Below are 17047 nucleotides of genomic sequence, written 5' to 3'. Positions count from 1 at the left end.
ATATTTCGCATGTCGTTGTCGCAAAACCGCTGCGCACTTTTGCGCGACAAGCTTCAGGCCTTGTCCGGAGCCCAGTTCAGGAAGAACCCGACATCGCCGGGCACACCGCCCGGAAAGTTGATGATCATCGCCTTCAGCTTATAGCCCTGCGGCTTGCCGTATGTCTGATAGCGATCGAAAAATTCCTTCGCCTTGCCCTGCAGGGTCTGCGGCCAGTCACGGTCAGCGCTGTTGATGGCGCGTCCGCTATCCGTGCAAAGCTCGGAGGGGAAGCTATAGACCAACGCCTCGAATTTACCGGCCTTGACGGCGTTTGTGACAAGGCGGCGGACGATACCAATTTCCTCTTCCGTCACATGTTCTTTGAGAAAATCAGCGGCAAAGTCGGCATGCTTCTGTTCTTCGAGGGCTTTCAGCCGCCGCTCCTTGTCCATCTCCTCCATTTCGCGCTGGAGCATCTGCTTTCTCAGATCTTGGGCGCTTAAGGGCTTTGCGGTCGGGTCTAGATCTTTTTTCTCAGGCATCGTGTCGATCCACTTCAGGCAAATGGGAACACTGTGGCGGGGCACACGCTTGCCGTGCGCCGTATGCCAAAGACGTCCCGCAGGTACATCCAAGGGAACCCGATCGGCATACCAATCCGGGGACGAAGCATTTCGAATTCGAGCCGCTGCCTGTCCGAGGGCTCTCTATTTATTGATCTTTCTCACCACCAAACGGAATAGCCGATGCGGGCCAATCCCCCACAAGGCTATCCTAAAATACTACAACCGCAAGAGGACGGTGACAATTCGGAATGAGCGATGATATTCACGCGGAACTCCAAGACAATCACGTTTCACCGCCACATTTTCAACCACCGAATACGCCCCTGCTACCGATTGCCTGCGATAGCTCGTGCCCAGACGGAATGCCAAGTATCTGCAGCAGCTTCGGGTCGCTCTCGCTGAGGCGGCCCTCGATCCATCGTTTCGTCCAGTCGTAAGCTTCGACGTAGAGCTCGGAATGCCGGCTCCAGTCCATGAACCCGATTGCGCTCGAAATTGGCGGGGAGACGAGCAGGTCGCATTCACCGAGCATGACTTCTTCCGGCCTGTGGGCCAGCACGCTCGCCGTGATCACCTGGATCACGCTCGGGACCTTCGGCAGGTTGGCACGACCGAAGGGTGTGAGCATCCGCACCGCCAGTTCGGACGCTCCCGGAATACTGTCATAGTCGACATGATGCTTCCGTGGTCCGTCGGATCCCAGGCTCGCGACCACATTGGGGCCGGTTTTGAGTTCTTTCATCTGCTCCAGCGGCAGATTGTTCATGATGGCCCCATCGACAAGCATATCGCCTTCGGCCGTAAAGAACGGCGGCAGGACGCCGGGGATCGAGCCTGACGCCCTGACAGCCTGCCAAAGTTTTCCCCGGCGATGGACATGCGCCTGCCGGCTGCTGAGATTGGTCGATAGAGCGAAGAACGGAAGCCAGAGGTCCTCGATCAGAACGTCGCCATATTCCGCGTGCAGCGTGCGGTCGAGCACCTTGTGATCGAGCAGCGCATATTGCGGCAAGGTGAGGCGACGAAACGCGCGGCTCTTGACGAAGATGAGGTGTGTTCCCCGATCGATGGCGTCGGCGTCCAATCCGCTGGCGAAGCCAGCCATGATAGCGGCTCCGGAACTGGTGCCGCCAAGATAGTCGAAGGACGCACCCGCCTCGACGAATGCCTTGTAGACACCGATATGCGCGCAGCCGAGCGAGCCCCCGCCGGCAGCGACAAAGCCCCTGGCCTTACCTGAGAGGAAACGGGCCAGACGTTCGACATCCAACCGATCTTCCAGCGAAACGTGGTGATGCTGGCGAACGCCGGGCCGTGCGTCGAGCCAGGCGGCAGTTCCGGTAACCGTTGCCGCGCGCGTCCGGTGAACAAGCACAAGCCGAAGGTTGGACGGCGTATGGACCGAGAGCGCCAACGCCTCGCAGGGGCTGAGGCCCGGCGGGTCGGATGCATCGGCAAACAGCAGGACGTTGTCAGCCTGGCGGATACACACACGCGTCCAGTCGCTTGGCTCGTCATCGGCGACATAAACGATGATATCCGCCTTGATCTCGAGATGGTTCAGCCAGTCGAGCACCGGCTGATCGTCGATCGGAAGCCTGGCGAAGCGGTCTTCGAGATCCCTTCGCGTCAGGAACACGGCCCGCTTGTCCGCAGCAAATGCGGTACGGAGCTGTGCGATGAAATCAGGGGAAATACGACTGCGGCCCGCAGGAACGATCGCCAGCGTCCGAAGCCTGCAGGGATGCTTGGTATGCGCCGGCGCTGGAGACTGCATGGCGAACCGGCGCGCGAGAAACGTCGTCACCGACTGGCGCAGGCTGGGCAACGCCTTGGCAGCCCTCTCGAACTGGTCGTCGCGAATCTCGAGTACGATGGAATCACGCGCTGCAATCACGGTGGCAATACGGGGCAGCGCGGCAAAGAAGCCGACCTCACCGACAAGCTCGCCCTGGCCGATCTCGGCGACAGGCTGGGCAGTTCCCTCTCGGTGCACCGTGAAGCGGCCCGACAGAACGACGAAGAACCGGTCCGAGCGGTCTCCCTCACGAACGAGAACTTCGCCGCGGCGCAAGATCCTGCGATCGGAGTTGGCGGCCAAAGCCTCCAATGCGGACAAAGACGTCTGGTCGAACAACAGCGTCGCCGATAGCAATTTGGCAGCAAGGGAACCGGTGGAGTCCATCGAACCTTCCTTGATACAGCGTCTGTCGACTTTAGCGGTTTCGGCAGGAATTGCCGAACAGATTTGGTGCGATCCGCCATCGACCAGGAGCGCGCTGTGCTCAAACCGTCCACGCGCGGCGCTTTCGGCCATCGTGCCACAAATTAGATGAGATAAATGGCGCAATATATTGTTTAGATAGGTATATTCTATTTTTCGGTGAGGCCGATCGCTGCCATGCGGACGAGAAGCAGCACGCTTCCGGCGCGCCAGAATCTTTCCCTGCATAACGCTCTGTCGGCCTGGGATTTGACGAGAATGAGCTGGGAAAACGATCTCGTACAGCAATCGATAATATCTATAAACATCAGAATAGTATCGTCGTTAACTCATGCAAATTGATAACTTTTTGAGATGACCGGGCGCTCGATCAAATCGCGTGAAGGTCAATCCTAACGCCTGGCCTGGGTATTGCTCGCCTCGTCCCGTGGTTCGACGTCCGGCCTTTGGTGGGGCATGGCCCGCGCCTCGATGGAGCCGATGACGAAGAGGACAGAGAAGGCGGAGGCAACTGCAAAACCGGCAACAACCCACTGACCGAAGCCCACCGCAAGACCGATGGCCCCCGCGAGCCACAGGCTGGCGCCAGTCGTTATCCCCTGAACTTCACCCCTGGAAAGCACGATGGTGCCGGCGGCGAGAAAGGCGACGCCCGCCGTCACCGCTTCCACAACCCGCAACGGATCGAGGCGGACGCGATCGTCGAAGAAACCCCCGAGACGGACGCTTTCGAGCGAGATGATGCCGAAGGTGCAGGCGGCAAGGCAGACGAGCATATGGGTCTTGAGCCCCGCCGGCCGCGCCTTTGCCTCGCGCTCGAAGCCGATGACGGCACCTAAAAACAGCGCACCGAGGATGCGCGCAAATATGACGGGATAGGGAATCTGTGAAGGCGGGAACAACTCGGCAGTGATCTGATCCATGCGGAACCAACGCGAAGCCTTCGCATTGGTTCCGCATGATGGCGTCGCGCCTCACCCAGTGCGCGGTCGCCAGGAGCGGCCTGTCCCCACCCCGCTCCGAAGCGTAGCCAGGCGCTTAGTTTCCGAGCGCCGCCAAGGCGGCATCCAGGCGCTCCTGCGCCTTCTTCGGATTCTTGGCAGCCTTCACGGCGTCAAGGTTGGCAGGAGCGTCGCCGACCTGGACAACGCCGATCATGCCCATGCCGTAGTGCGGCGTGCATTTGACGGCGTAGACCCCGGGAGCGGTAAAGGTCACCTTGTAGTTTTCATTGATCTTGCTTTTGAAAGCTTCGGCGCCATCCGGGATCATGCCCTTGATGGATTCGACATTGTGCCCCTTGTCGGTCGGGATGAAGGTGACCGTGTCGCCGGGCGCAACTTTCAGCGACGCCGGCTCGAACACCATCGCACCGTCCTTGCCCTTGTTCAGCATGTGCACTTCGAAGTCTGCGGCGGCTGCAGGTGCTGCGACAAGCATTGCCGCGATGGCGATACCCAATCCGCTCTTGATTGCATTCAACATCGTCTTCTCCATTTGAGCGACCAGCCCGTGGCTCGGGTTGTTCGAGCAGAGAAATAGGCCCGCGCTGCCCCCTCTACTTTGATGCGCGTCAAATTCGCAGCGCTTTTCTAACGCTCGTTGACAATACATAGGACTCCTATATTAATGACACCATGAGCAACGAACCTGGCAATACACCCACCTTGGTCGGCCGGATTGGTGACGGGCTATCGCGCGTGGCAACGGCCATGCGCAGCGAGGCCTGGACGGCCGCCGAGGCGATCGGCCTCAATCCGACGCAATTGCAGATACTTACCTTTCTCGTCGCCCGCGACCGGAGCGGTATGCGCGTCAAACAGATCGCCGCCTATCTCGGCGTCAGCCAGCCGACGACGACGGATTCGGTCAATGCGCTCCTGCGCAAGGGGCTTGTCGAGAAACGGGCCGACCCCAACGACGCGCGGGCCCTTTCAGTGGCCGTGACGCTGCAGGGCGAGGCCGCGGTTCGCCAGGCCGGTCAACTGGCATCGGCCACGGAGGACGCCATCGCGAGCCTCTCCAAGCTTGAGCAGGAGGACCTGCTGATGCATCTCGTCAGGATCATCCGCCGCCTGCAGTCGGCTGGCGCCATTCCGGAACAGCGCATGTGCGTCAACTGTCGCTACTTCCGCCCCTATGTCTACGACGATCCGAAGGCACCGCACCATTGCGCCTTCGTCGATGCCGCATTCGGGCCGGCGGAGTTACGCGTCGACTGCGGTGAATTTGAAAGCGCCGACGATGCGGACCGGGACGCTGCCTGGCGGGTTTTCAACCGCGGCGCGGCCTGAAATGAGAATGAAAGGAAACACACGCGCCGGCAGCCGAGCCCGGCGCAAGACCGAGCGAGCGGCCATGCTCTCGCCACCAGCTTCAACATCGGAGCCCGCGAGCACCGTTCTCAGTACCGCGAGCGGGTGCCGATGATGTCGGCGCCGGTCCGACGACTGCCATCGGCGGACCGGCAATTTTCTCCCTCCACGCAAATAGAAAGAGAAAACCATGAGCAGAATTAATCTAGTTGACCCCAATTCGGCAACCGGCGCCAGTGGCGAGTTGCTTGGCGAGATCCGCTCCGCCTTCGGCATCGCCCCCAACATGTTCCGGGCGGTCGCCAACTCGCCGGCTGCCCTTGCCAGCATGTGGGGTTCTTTCGGCGCGCTCGGAAACGGCCGTCTCGGCGCCAAGCTCGGCGAGCAGATCGCCGTTGCCGTCGCCGACCGCAACGATTGCCACTATTGCCTGGCCGCCCATACCGCGCTTGGCCGCAAGGCCGGGGCGACCGCGGAAGAAATGGCGAATGCGCAACGGGGCAAGTCGTCCGACCCGAAGACGGCGGCGGCGTTGACCTTCGCCCAAAAACTCGTCGAAGCACGCGGCCACATCACTGATGCCGAAGTGCGGGCGCTGCGTGATGCCGGTTACGACGATCAGGATGTCGTCGAGATCATCGCCCATGTCGCGCTCAATCTCTTCACGAACTACATCAACGTCGCGCTTGCCGTACCGGTCGATTTCCCCGGTGTGAAGCTCGTTCGCGAAGCGGCCTGACAAGGCGGCCGGACGGCAGCGCCCGTCCGGCCATCTCCGGAGATGACAATGAACAGCAACTATCGGATCGCCGCCCCGGAACTCGCCGTTTCGACCTGGTTCAATACGCCTGCGCCCTTCAGCCTCGAACGGCTGCGCGGCCGGGTCGTTTTCCTCCATGCCTTTCAGATGCTCTGCCCCGCCTGTGTATCGCACGGCCTGCCGCAGACTCAGCGCGTCAAGACCGTCTTTCGCGAGACCGACCTGCAGGTCATCGGCCTGCATTCCGTGTTCGAGCATCACGCGGTCATGACGCCGGACGCGCTCAAGGCCTTCATTCACGAATACCGCCTAACCTTCCCGATCGCCGTCGATCAACCATCGGATGAAGGGCCAATACCGAAGACGATGGAGCGCTACGGCATGCGCGGCACGCCAACAGCGATCATCATCGGCCGTGACGGTCACGTTGAACATCATCGCTTCGGGATCGAAGACGACATGGTCATCGGCGCCCGCCTTGCCACGTTGCTCGCCGCGCCGATCCCGAATTTCGCCGCAGCAGGTCCGGAAACGCTCGGGTGCACGAGCGACGGCTGCTCGGTCCCCGACACGCATGATGGACGCCGCTAGAGGAGACGGATGATGACTGCAAAGAAGGCCGTTGCCGTGCGGCACGTGCATTTCGAAGACCTTGGCACCTTTGCGGCTCCGCTGCACGCGGCAGGGTTTGATATCGAGTATCGAGATGTCGGCGATGCAGACTATCTTTCGTTCGATCCGCCCGAACCGGACCTTCTCATCGTGCTCGGTGGCCCGATCGGCGTCTATGAGGATACGACCTATCCTTTCGTTGCGGACGAGGTCGCGATGCTGCAAGCGCGTCTTGCTGCCGATCGGCCGACCGTTGGCATTTGCCTGGGTGCGCAACTGATCGCTCGGGCGCTCGATGCTCGCGTCTATTCCTCCGGCATCAAGGAGATCGGCTTTTCGCCGCTGAGCCTCTCTGCTTCAGGCCTCGCCTCACCTCTCCGTCATCTCGCCGACATTTCCGTGTTGCACTGGCATGGCGACACCTATGACCTGCCGCCCGGCGCTGACTTGCTGGCGTCGACGCCGCAGATCGCACAGCAGGCTTTCATGCGTGGACGGAAGGTACTCGGCCTGCAGTTTCATCCTGAGGCTGAAACGGGTGCTGCCTTCGAACGCTGGTTGGTCGGCCATGCCTGCGAATTGGCGGCAGCAGGATTGAGCGTGCCGGATCTTCGTGCCGATGCCCAGCGCTTCGGCCCCGGTCTGAAGCGCGCCGCCGCAGCGATGATTGGCGATTGGCTGGAGCAGATCGATGATTGATCGGCAGCCGATCACGCTCGACGCCTTGCTCGTCGGCAGCCTCGCGCCGATCGACGATCGGGGAACCCTGAGCGGTATCGACAAACATCCGCTGGACGGCGCCGTTGAGCTCTGTGCCACTGGCTTTTCCGGCGATCATCAGGGCGATCTCAAAAGGCACGGCGGTGTCGACAAGGCCGTACATCACTACCCGCGGGATCATTATCGGGCCTGGACGGACGAAATCGGCTTCATACCGCTGTTAAAACAGCCGGGCGCCTTCGGCGAAAATCTCTCGACCCTGGGCCTGACGGAGGGCGATGTCGCGGTCGGAGATCGGTTTCGCCTCGGCGGCGCCCTTCTGGAAGTGAGCCAGGGCCGGCAGCCCTGCTGGAAACTGAACCGTCGCTTCGGCTTGCCCGACATGGCGCGGCGCCTTCAGCAATCCAGCCGCACCGGCTGGTACTATCGCGTCATCGAAGCCGGACTGGTTTCGGCCGGCGAGCGAATGCACCTCGTCGAGCGCCGTCATCCCGAGTGGACGATCGCCCGGCTCTGGCACTTTCTCTACGTCGATACGCTCAATCGCCACGCGCTTGAAGAGATCGCCAATCTTGCCATTCTCCCGTCTAGTTGGCGGGACTATGCGGCCAAGCGCCTGCAGACGCGCATGGTCGAGGACTGGTCGCGGCGTCTCGATGGTGAAACCACGCCGGTCAATGGCTAGCAGCGCCGCGGACGGTCGTTACCGGCCTTCGCTGGATTTTTGCCACGGAAGCGACACGTCGGCCGCTTCGCTCAGGCTTCAGCAGCATGCCTGCAATCTCTTCGGCGACGAAAATCGCGTGATCGTTGACCTGTGGAAGGCCCATGAGTTCACCGAAGGTACCGCGCGCCAGCGGTCCGGCAACGATCAGCGATGGCTCAGCCGTGCCGTTCACCCCGATCGCGCGGCTTGCCTCGTCGCAGGCGAGCCCCAAACCCACGTCATCCAAACGTAGCCATCCCTGTGAAGCAAGGTCTGCAAGCCAGCCCTGGCTCGAGAGGATGCCGGTATGGGCCGGGCCGGTCGTCACCACACAGGCATCGAACAGCAGGCGCTCCCGGTGACCGGTGTGTCGGTGACGGATATCGACGGCGATGACATGACCGCGTCTCTCCACCTCCTCGATCGAAGCTCCGAGAATTCGGAGCCGCCCTTGCTCCAGCCCATGCAGGATCCTTCCATCGATCTGCGGCGCCACGCGAAAACGGTGAACGTCCCAGAAGGGACGCAGATGGCGCACGAGGCGGCGGCGCTCCGCCACCGGCAGGGCCCGCCAGATCTGGCCACCCTGGCTGCGAAGCGCGTCGAAAACCCCATGCCAGTTCGTACCGATGTCTGCCGCGTCCTGCACGGCACGTCGGACCCGCTTCAGTAGTTCGAGCGCGGTTCGCACCGGGTCGCTGGTGAAATCGCCGAACGGCTCCTGGGGCACTGCGGCATGGCCGCGTGACCGCAAGCCCCGGCGTGAAAGGGCGACGACCGGCCCGCGATGGTCGGCGAGCCCCAGCGAGGCAATCACGTCGGCTGCCGTCAGCCCGTTTCCGACGACAAGGACGTGATCATCGGTGCGGATGCAAGCCAAGGCACCTGCGACCGTGGAATCGGTCACATAGCGCGGGTGGCCGTCAAGTGCCTGATCCAGGCGCCGGGGGGCACAGGGCGCCGGATGGGTGGTGGCGATAACGACGATATCGGCCAGCAGTTCGGTGCCGGCTGAGCTACTCAGACGCCAACGATCCCCGTGGCGCTCGATATGCGCGACACGTTCGCGCCGATGCTCGACCCTTCCACTTTTCAGGAACGGTGCGACGAACTCGCAGACGTAGCGACCAAAGACCGCTCGGCGCGGATAGAGATTGCCATCGACCGCCAGAGCCTCGGGATCGCTGCGCGGTTCACCTTTTGCAGCCATCCAGTTGAGGAAATCGTCGGGATCATCGGGGATCAGGCTCATGCGCGCGGCCGGCACATTGATACGGTGCGCAGGATTGTCCGTGTCATAGGCGAGGCCCGCGCCGAGGCGCGCCCGCGGCTCGAAGACGATGATGCTCGCGCCGTCGCTTGCTGCGTTCCGCGCGAGATTTGCAGCGACCGCCGCACCGGTGAAGCCGCCGCCGACGATTGCGATCACGGTTCGGCGCGTCGGTCCTGTCACGATTGGGAAACCTTCAGTTTCGGACGATGATCGCCGGCAATCGTCTCGCCAAACGGCCCGGTGTTGATCGACGCTTCGCGGGCCGGAACCGCATGGGCAAGCGGCAGGTTCGGCAGCACCAGTTCACCGAAACGATAGGCCTCCTCCAGATGCGGATAGCCGGACAGGATGAAACTATCGATGCCCGCCTGACGGTATTCCTCCATGCGAGCCTTCACCTGGTCGGGGTCGCCGACAAGGGCCGTGCCCGCGCCGCCGCGCACCAGGCCGACCCCGGCCCAGAGATTCGGAGCGACTTCAAGTTTGTCCCGTCGGCCGCCATGCAGGCGGCTCATGCGGCTCTGACCAACCGAATCCATACGCTCGAACACCTTCTGTGCGGCGGCAATCGTGTCGTCATCGACATATTGTATCAGTTCGTCAGCCGCCTGCCATGCCTCCTTGGCGGTTTCGCGCACGATCACATGAAGGCGGATGCCGAAGGTCACGTCCCTGCCCTCGGCATCGGCGAGCGCACGAACTTCGGCAATCTTCCTGGCAACGTCCTCGACAGGCTCGCCCCAGGTCAGGTACTTGTCGATCGTGCGCGCCGCCACTTCCTGGCCCTTGCCTGAGGAGCCGCCGAAATAGAGCGGCGGATGCGGCTTCTGCACCGGCTGGAACAGGAGCTTCCCGCCCTCGATATCGAAGTGGTTTCCCTTGAAATCGACTTCTTCGCCGCGAAGCACGGCTTTGTAGATGTTGAGGAACTCCTCGGTCAGCTCGTAGCGCTCGGTGTGCGAGAGGTGGATACCGTCGCCCTTGTTTTCGATCGGGTCGCCACCGGTGACGACGTTGATCAGAAGCCGCCCATTCGAGAGCCGGTCGAGCGTCGCCGTCATGCGCGCCGCCAGCGTCGGTGATAGAAGGCCTGGCCGCACCGCAATCAGAAACCGCAGTTTGTCCGTGAGCGGCGCTAGTGCCGAGGCTACCACCCAGCTGTCTTCGCAGCTGCGCCCCGTCGGGATGAGAACCCCGTAGTAGCCGAGCGAATCGGCCGCTTGAGCCACCTGCTTCAGGTAGTTGATATCGACATTGCGGCCGCCGCGCGCTGTGCCGAGATAGCGGCTGTCGCCATGGGTCGGCAGAAACCAGAGAACATTGATCTTTTCGGGGATTTTTACGGGCGCAGTGTTCATCGGCAAATGCCTCCTCGTAAGTTCGTTTCGGCAGCCATGATCGCCTTGCCGACTGCAAAAAACATAAACTCTATAAAATTTATTGACAATCAAAAATCAGGCTATCATTTTTGATGCGAGGAAAAATTTTTCTCGTATCGCCGGTTTGCGATCGGGAATTAGGCGAAATTTTCGAGGGACTGGCCATGACGATCGCGCTCGCCGCATCTCCAGCATTCGACCCAAGTATTCCAACCAGCAACGGCTACGAGCCGATCACGGCGCCCGCCCTCAAGGTGGCGATGCGCAATTTCTCAGGGGGCGTCTCCGTGATCACTGCCGGCATCGGGGACGACCGGACGGGAGCTACCGTCACCTCGGCGACGGCGTTGTCGGTGGACCCGCCGACCATGATCGTCAATATCAACCGGACGTCTTCGACCTGGCCGATCATCCAGCGCTACCGGCATTTCTGCGTCAACGTCCTCTCGCGAGAGCACCAGAGGGTGGCGGAGCGCTTCTCCGGCCTGGATGGAGCCAAGGGCCCTGCCCGCTACGAGGGAGCCGACTGGGTTCGGCTGGCAAGCGGCGCGTCAGCGTTGAGCGGGGCATTGGCCGCGATCGACTGCGAGGTTGAGGAAATCATCGAGCGCCACAGCCACGCCATCATCCTCGGCCGGGTCGTGGCGATCAGCGCGGGCTCCGGCGAGCCGATCGTCTACCACAACGGCCGCTACGGCGGCCTTGATCTCTAGCCTCTCGGCACAAGGCCCCGGCAGGCGCACGAAGCTGCGCCGAAACGGCTCTATTTTGGAATGGGACCACTGCGGTTCAGAGAAATGCGGAAATAAATTATCTATATAAAATCCACCTTTTTAATCAGCATTGTGATGAGGCTCCGCAGCGGGGCCAGGACCCAACCGTTGAGGAGCACACAATGACGATCCGCAGACGCACCCTTCTTGCCGCAAGTGCGGCCCTGCTTCTGGCCAGCCAGGCCACTTTCCCCGCTCACGCCGCCGAAACGACGCTGACAATCGGTTACCAACCGATCGTCGAGCCGTCTCGGGTGCCGCAGGCGGATGGCACCTACGAAAAGGTCACCGGAGCCAAGATCGCCTGGCAAAAGTTTGATGGCGGCGCCGACGTGATCGCCGCGCTCGCCTCCGGGTCGATCGACATCGGCTATGTCGGCTCGTCGCCGCTCGCCGCTGCCGCCAGCCGGCAACTCCCCCTCGAAACCATCTTCGTCGTCGGACTGATCAGCGAAGCCGAGGCCCTCGCCGTCAAGGGCATCGACAAGCCGGAGCAGCTTGCTGGCAAGAAGATCGCGACCCCCTTCGTTTCGACGGCGCATTACAGCCTGCTCACGGCCCTGAAACACTGGAACATCGATCCGAAGTCGGTCGAAATCCTCAACCTTCGCCCCCCGGAAATCGCGGCTGCCTGGCAGCGCGGCGATATCGACGGCGCCTATGTCTGGGATCCGGTGCTCTCCGAGATCAAGAAAACCGCGACCGTGCTTGCGACCTCGAGCGACGTGGCGAAATGGGGAGGTCCTACCTTCGATGCCTGGATCGTCAGCAAGAAGTTTGCCGAGGAGCATCCGGATGTCGTGACCGGCTTCGTCAAGGTGACCGGCGACGCCTATGCGGATTACCGCGCAAGGCCGGAAAGCTGGAACGCCGGTTCGCCGCAGGTGGAGAAGATCGCCCGCCTCACCGGTGCAAAGCCTGAGGAGGTGCCGAACCTGCTCAAGGGCTACTATTTCCCTTCGCTTGAAGAGCAGGCAGGTTCCGATCTCTTGGGCGGAGCGACGGCCAAGGCCATCGCCGAGACCTCGGCCTTCCTGCTTGAGCAGGGCAAGATTCCCGCGGTGCTTCCGGATTACACGCCCTACGTCTCCGCCCGATGGGCGCAGGAGGCAGCGAAGCTCTCGTTCTGAGACCCGCCCCGTTCGATAGCTCGCCCGTCTCAAAGAGCCGGGCGAGTGTCCGACGTGCCACCCAATATGGAACAGCAGGATGTCCGTTCTTTCCCTCGAAAAGGTCACGCTGCGTTATGCAGCTTCCGACAGCAGGGCCGCCCCTGTTCTCGCTTCCATCGACCTCAAGATCGCCCGCGACGAATTCGTTGTCGTCATCGGCCGCTCCGGCTCGGGTAAGACCAGTCTTCTCAATCTGGCGGCTGGCTTCGTGGCGGCAAGCAGCGGTCAGGTCTGCGTCGATGGCCGGCCAGTTGCGGGTCCGGGTGCAGATCGGGCCGTGGTTTTCCAGGACGATGCGCTCTATCCGTGGCTGACCGCTCTCGACAATGTCGCCTTTCCGCTTCACCTGCGCGGCGTTGCGAGGCCGGAGCGGCTGGAGAGAGCGCGGAGCCTCCTCAACCGGGTCGGTTTGCCCGATGCGGCGGACCGACACGTCTGGGAGCTCTCCGGCGGCATGCGCCAGCGGGTCGGTATCGCCAGGGCGCTTGCCTCAGACCCGAAGTTCCTGCTGATGGATGAACCGCTCGGCGCACTCGACGCACTCACGCGCAGCCGGATGCAAGGGTTTCTTCTCGATGTCTGGCAGAAGAGCGGCGTCGGCGCGCTCCTGATCACCCATAGTATCGAGGAAGCGCTTCTGCTCGCGACCCGCATCATTGTGCTCGCGCCTAATCCCGGGCGCATCGCCAGCGAGATCGCAACCACGTTCGGTCGTGATCTTCTGACCGGTGTATCGCTCGCCGAGATACGCAGTTCGCCTGCGTTCCGGCGCTTGCATGACGAACTGACCGCTCTCATCCATGCCGAAGACGAAGGGATCGCCGCATGAGCCTCTCGATCGAAAGCGCCCCGTCGACGACGCATCAACCGCGGGGCATCGTCGAGCAACCGGAACGGGGCACGACGAGATCGCCGCTACCGCTCGCCTGGATATCCCTGGCGACGATCGTCGCGTTGCTTGCCCTTTGGAGCCTTGCCTCAAGCTATGGTCTCGTCTCGGCGCTCTTCCTGCCCTCGCCGCTCGCCGTCTACAAGGCTCTGCAAAGCCTCGCCGTCACAGGCTTCGTCGACGCGACCCTCGCCCAGCATGTAGGCGCCAGCCTTCTGCGGATTTTCGGGGCTCTTGCAGTCGCAATCCTCCTCGGCGTGCCGGGCGGTATTGCCATCGGCACAAGCCGGCTCGGGAAAGGCATCCTCGATCCGATCGTGGAATTCCTGCGCCCCCTGCCGCCGCTCGCCTATTTGCCGCTGGTGATCATCTGGCTGGGAATCGGCGAGGCCTCCAAGATCGCGGTCATTGCGCTCGCAATGTTGCCGCCGATCATTCTGTCCACGGCGACCGGCGTCAAATCCACCTCGAGCGATCACATCAACGCGGCCCGCGCCTTTGGCGCGTCGCGGCTGCAGGTGCTACGCCACGTCATCCTGCCAAGCGCCCTGCCTTCGGTCCTGACCGGGACCCGGATTGCGCTTGGTGCAGGCTGGTCGACGCTGGTGGCCGCCGAACTTGTCGCGGCAACGCGCGGCCTCGGCTTCATGATCCAGTCTGCTGCCCAGTTTCTGGTGACCGATGTGGTGATCGCCGGCATTGTCGTTATCGCGGCCGTCGCTTTCGTCTTCGAGATAACGGCGCGCCTGCTCGAGCGATGGCTGGTACCGTGGGCGACACGACGCTGACGCCCCGGGAGATCGCGTTGTACCGTCACCCGGTTTTCAGCGTCACGCGATGTCGGGTGGCGATCAATCGCGCCGCCGCATAGGTCTGAGTCACGATTTCGGGCACCAGGTCGATGTCCGGCAGGCTGCCGACGCCGAGCGGTCCGATCGCATAGAGGTTACGCGTCGGCTGCCCGGCGGCCAGAACTTCGCCAGCCGGGCTGACGGCAATCCCAAGACTGAGTTCGTCCGGCTCCGCCAGGCCACCGGCAAAAAGGCTCTGCATCAGCGGTGCCCGAAGGTCCGGCGCCGAGCAGCGACAGTCGATCACCTGATCGGCGGAAAGCAACGTCTCCTCGCTCTCACCCGCCCAGCGCACCATCAAGCCATCAGGACGGCGCTTGCCCGCCCAGCCCTTCCGAATGGTGGTTTGCCCGCCGGCAAGCTCCTGCTGGAGCCGCAGGTGCAGGGGCGCCGGCAGGCGGTTGCGGTGGCTGTCATAGATCGACCGAAGGTGCCGGTTGAACCGGTGCTTTTCCTCCTCAGGCAAAGATTGCCAGAGAGAGCGAGCGCGCCTGCGCAGGCCGTTCATGGCCGCCTGCCAGCCAAGGCCGGAAGCTTCCGCCTCCGCGCAAGCCTGCCGGACGAAGCGAACGATATCGCCGAGCCGGGTCGGCATCGGCTCGACAGGGAAGGTCGGCGCCGCAGCGAGGCGCGTGTGTGGCTGCGGCAGAAAGCCGTGCCGGGAGAGAATGGTGATCTCGCCGGCAAAGCCGTTGTCGCGCAATTGCAGCAGGCGGTCGACCACCCGAACGCCGCTACCGAGCAGGACCGTATGACGCGGCACGACGAGGCGGCGGGCGCGCACCAGCGGCTTCTCCTCCTCGGCGATCTCCATCTCGCCCTGGCGCAGGCCGAAACCGGTTGCCAGCACGACGGCATCGCACTCCACCGTTGCTTCCTCCTGCACCACCAGGAAGCGGCCATTGGCTTGCTTGCGCAGCCCCAGTACCGCCTGACAGGAAAGCTGCATCGAAATATCGGGGCGGCGGGTCAGCGCTTCGGAAAAGCGCTGATAGACGTAGTCGCTGAAGATGCTCTTCGGCACGAAGATCTGCTGAAAGCCGGGAATTGCGGCGGAAACCGCCGCGCGGAATTCGGCATTCGCCAACAGCCACTCATTGAAATCCTCTGGCTGGCCGGCGGCGACCGAAAGGTCGCGCACTCGGCTGTTGAGGATCTCGCCACTCTGGGCGGCGGCCAACACCTGCCCGCCGCTGATCGTCGGCTGCGGATCGAAGAGGTGGACGTGGAACGCAGTCCGCACCGACTTCATCAGCGCAATGGCCATCATCACGCCGGAAAAGCCTCGGCCGATGATAGCGATATGCGGTTTGGCTCTCGCAGCGGCTCCCTCGGGAGCGACCTTCGCAAACAATCCATGGACAGTCATCTGCACTCTCCCATGGCCGGTTCTCCCCGGCGAAGTTTCAAATGCATGGCTGTTTCGGTTCGGAACGCGGACACCGACCGAATTGTGAATATTGCCGACCAAGGTCTCGATATACGACATAGTCGCGGGGTCGGGAAAACATAGCGCCCGCCGCGGCAGCGGCCGAGCCCGTATCCGTTGTTCTGGTTGGCCTGGCACTTTGGTGCATGGTCATCCCTAGACGGCATACTCTATAAAGTTAGTGCGCTATTAGAGCGCGAAACGATCTGAACATCAAGTGCCATGTGGAAGAGCCCGTCGGGCTAGCTCTCCTTACAGGGCTTCAGGCCAGGCCGCTCGGCACGGGTGAGCGGTCCATGACCTCAAGTTCGATCGGTTGCGCACGCGCCGGCTCCCGGCGCGCGATGCCGTTCAGCACGCGCAACAGATCATAGCCATGCGACCAGCGGCCGAAGCCACTGGCGATATTGATATGGCCGGCATAGCCAAGGTCGACGAGACGGCTCCCCCATCGTGTCGAAACGTGCCGCAGGCGATCGAAAGGCATATAGGGATCGTTGAGGCTACCGACGACGAGGCTGGAAAAAGGGAGCGGCAGGTCGGGCATCGCGCCGAAATCGATGGCGCCGGGATGCAGGCGATCGGTGGGGTCAAGGTCGCAGGGCGCAACAAGCAGTGCGCTGCGCACATGTCTTGCCAGGGGACGCCGCGCCAGGTTGGCAACAAGAACCGAGCCGAGGCTGTGGGCCACCAGGTCGACGATTCCGTGCCGGAGGATTTCGCGTTCGAGAGCATCGCGCCAATCATCGAGCCTCGGCCGGTTCCAATCGACCTGTTCGACCAGTGCGGCATCCGGGTGATCTCTCAACCAATGGCGTTGCCAGTGTCCCTCGTCGGACCCGAACAATCCCGGAATGATGAGCGTTTTTGCCATGACATCAATCTCTTGCGAAGGCGATCCGGGAGTTACAACGACCCGTTGCAAGCAGGTCCGGTTCTGGATCGACTATGCGCAAGCGACAGATGGTGGAGAAGCAAGGAATGCCTAATATCTATAAATTCGATAGTATTTATTTTCTTATCTGAAGTTCACGTCCACACGATCGACAATCCGGCATGGAACTATATTCGCAGTAGAGTGTTTCCATCGACGCGGCTCAAAAGCGAAATCAGTTTCCTTGTGACCCGTCCCAGCGTCAAAAAATTGCGTTGTTGGAGCCCGTGAAATTGTTAGTTTGGCGCCGAAATACACCGGCGCTCTGACAAGCCGGCCAACCGGCGACTTGATGATCGGTTTGGATGAGGGGATGGCGCGACCGTTTGCGGTTGCAGGGCTGAAAAGGTGACTGGAATTTGACGGACCGACGCAATGGGAGCCGCTGGCGATTTCGCCAGCCGAGTGTTTTGCCTGGCTTTGGGCTGTCGCTCGGGATCACGCTGAGTTGGCTGGTGCTGA

At 62.1% G+C, this 17047-nt stretch carries 18 protein-coding genes; 9 read left to right on the top strand and 9 right to left on the bottom strand.

Annotated features, from left to right (window positions below; genetic code table 11):
- Positions 1–53: 53 nt before the first annotated feature.
- From AC070A_RS33570 to AC070A_RS33555, 4 genes are all read right to left on the bottom strand, one after another.
- Entirely contained in the window at positions 54–524 is a 471-nt protein-coding gene (locus AC070A_RS33570) for a hypothetical protein (RefSeq protein WP_057252140.1), read from the bottom strand.
- Positions 525–852: 328 nt separating this feature from the next.
- Complete coding sequence (locus AC070A_RS33565; RefSeq protein WP_162728201.1) at positions 853–2733, bottom strand: patatin-like phospholipase family protein; 1881 nt, start codon at positions 2731–2733, stop codon at positions 853–855.
- A gap of 431 nt (positions 2734–3164) precedes the next feature.
- On the bottom strand, positions 3165–3695 hold the full coding sequence (locus tag AC070A_RS33560; RefSeq protein ID WP_192496014.1) for an MgtC/SapB family protein: 531 nt from the start codon (positions 3693–3695) through the stop codon (positions 3165–3167).
- A 115-nt stretch (positions 3696–3810) separates the two neighbouring features.
- Positions 3811–4257, bottom strand: coding sequence for a pseudoazurin (locus AC070A_RS33555; protein ID WP_082615927.1), 447 nt, complete (start codon positions 4255–4257; stop codon positions 3811–3813).
- Positions 4258–4409: 152 nt separating this feature from the next.
- On the opposite strand from AC070A_RS33555, the gene AC070A_RS33550 reads away from it, so the two are divergent.
- From AC070A_RS33550 to AC070A_RS33530, 5 genes are all read left to right on the top strand, one after another.
- Complete coding sequence (locus tag AC070A_RS33550; RefSeq protein WP_218374324.1) at positions 4410–5066, top strand: MarR family winged helix-turn-helix transcriptional regulator; 657 nt, start codon at positions 4410–4412, stop codon at positions 5064–5066.
- Positions 5067–5277: 211 nt separating this feature from the next.
- On the top strand, positions 5278–5826 hold the full coding sequence (locus AC070A_RS33545) for a carboxymuconolactone decarboxylase family protein (protein WP_057252136.1): 549 nt from the start codon (positions 5278–5280) through the stop codon (positions 5824–5826).
- Positions 5827–5874: 48 nt separating this feature from the next.
- The gene (locus AC070A_RS33540; RefSeq protein WP_112997240.1) at positions 5875–6438 is read left to right on the top strand and encodes a redoxin domain-containing protein; all 564 of its coding nucleotides are present in this window, start codon (positions 5875–5877) and stop codon (positions 6436–6438) included.
- 12 nt (positions 6439–6450) lie between these two features.
- Complete coding sequence (locus AC070A_RS33535) at positions 6451–7158, top strand: glutamine amidotransferase (protein ID WP_057252135.1); 708 nt, start codon at positions 6451–6453, stop codon at positions 7156–7158.
- Positions 7151–7864 carry an MOSC domain-containing protein gene (locus AC070A_RS33530; RefSeq protein ID WP_057252134.1) on the top strand — a complete coding sequence of 238 codons (714 nt, stop codon included), beginning with the start codon at positions 7151–7153 and terminating at the stop codon, positions 7862–7864. The genes AC070A_RS33535 and AC070A_RS33530 overlap by 8 nt, the downstream gene beginning before the upstream one ends.
- On the opposite strand, the gene AC070A_RS33525 is transcribed toward AC070A_RS33530, so the two are convergent.
- Positions 7854–9338, bottom strand: coding sequence for an FAD/NAD(P)-binding protein (locus tag AC070A_RS33525; protein WP_244495663.1), 1485 nt, complete (start codon positions 9336–9338; stop codon positions 7854–7856). The two genes, AC070A_RS33530 and AC070A_RS33525, sit on opposite strands and share 11 nt — an antisense overlap.
- Positions 9335–10516 (bottom strand): FMNH2-dependent alkanesulfonate monooxygenase, encoded by a 1182-nt coding sequence (gene ssuD / locus AC070A_RS33520; protein ID WP_057252133.1) that lies wholly within the window; start codon positions 10514–10516, stop codon positions 9335–9337. Before ssuD ends, AC070A_RS33525 begins: the two co-directional genes overlap by 4 nt.
- Before the next feature lie 185 nt (positions 10517–10701).
- Here ssuD and AC070A_RS33515 point away from each other — a divergent pair, with 185 nt between their 5' ends.
- The 4 genes from AC070A_RS33515 to AC070A_RS33500 all read left to right on the top strand — a co-directional run bounded on the left by AC070A_RS33515 (position 10702) and on the right by AC070A_RS33500 (position 14159).
- The gene (locus AC070A_RS33515; RefSeq protein ID WP_492383950.1) at positions 10702–11250 is read left to right on the top strand and encodes a flavin reductase family protein; all 549 of its coding nucleotides are present in this window, start codon (positions 10702–10704) and stop codon (positions 11248–11250) included.
- Between the two features lie 182 nt (positions 11251–11432).
- Positions 11433–12440, top strand: coding sequence for a taurine ABC transporter substrate-binding protein (gene tauA, locus AC070A_RS33510; RefSeq protein WP_057252132.1), 1008 nt, complete (start codon positions 11433–11435; stop codon positions 12438–12440).
- Between the two features lie 79 nt (positions 12441–12519).
- On the top strand, positions 12520–13311 hold the full coding sequence (locus AC070A_RS33505; RefSeq protein WP_112997242.1) for a taurine ABC transporter ATP-binding protein: 792 nt from the start codon (positions 12520–12522) through the stop codon (positions 13309–13311).
- Positions 13308–14159, top strand: a complete 852-nt coding sequence (locus AC070A_RS33500; protein ID WP_082615923.1) for an ABC transporter permease subunit — start codon at positions 13308–13310, stop codon at positions 14157–14159. The genes AC070A_RS33505 and AC070A_RS33500 overlap by 4 nt, the downstream gene beginning before the upstream one ends.
- A 25-nt stretch (positions 14160–14184) precedes the next feature.
- Here the strand turns inward: AC070A_RS33500 and AC070A_RS33495 are convergent, their stop codons facing one another.
- The 3 genes from AC070A_RS33495 to AC070A_RS33485 form a co-directional block, all read right to left on the bottom strand.
- On the bottom strand, positions 14185–15591 hold the full coding sequence (locus tag AC070A_RS33495; RefSeq protein WP_057252130.1) for an FAD/NAD(P)-binding protein: 1407 nt from the start codon (positions 15589–15591) through the stop codon (positions 14185–14187).
- A gap of 322 nt (positions 15592–15913) precedes the next feature.
- Positions 15914–16525 (bottom strand): RBBP9/YdeN family alpha/beta hydrolase, encoded by a 612-nt coding sequence (locus AC070A_RS33490; RefSeq protein ID WP_057252129.1) that lies wholly within the window; start codon positions 16523–16525, stop codon positions 15914–15916.
- 262 nt (positions 16526–16787) lie between these two features.
- Positions 16788–17047 (bottom strand): hypothetical protein (locus AC070A_RS33485; RefSeq protein ID WP_494773638.1); only part of this gene is annotated, 260 nt, incomplete at its 5' end.

Source organism: Ensifer sp. GW101-20A05 (assembly GCF_059424735.1).
Note: the sequence above shows the minus strand (reverse complement) of the source record. Positions and strands in the feature narration are given on the sequence as shown.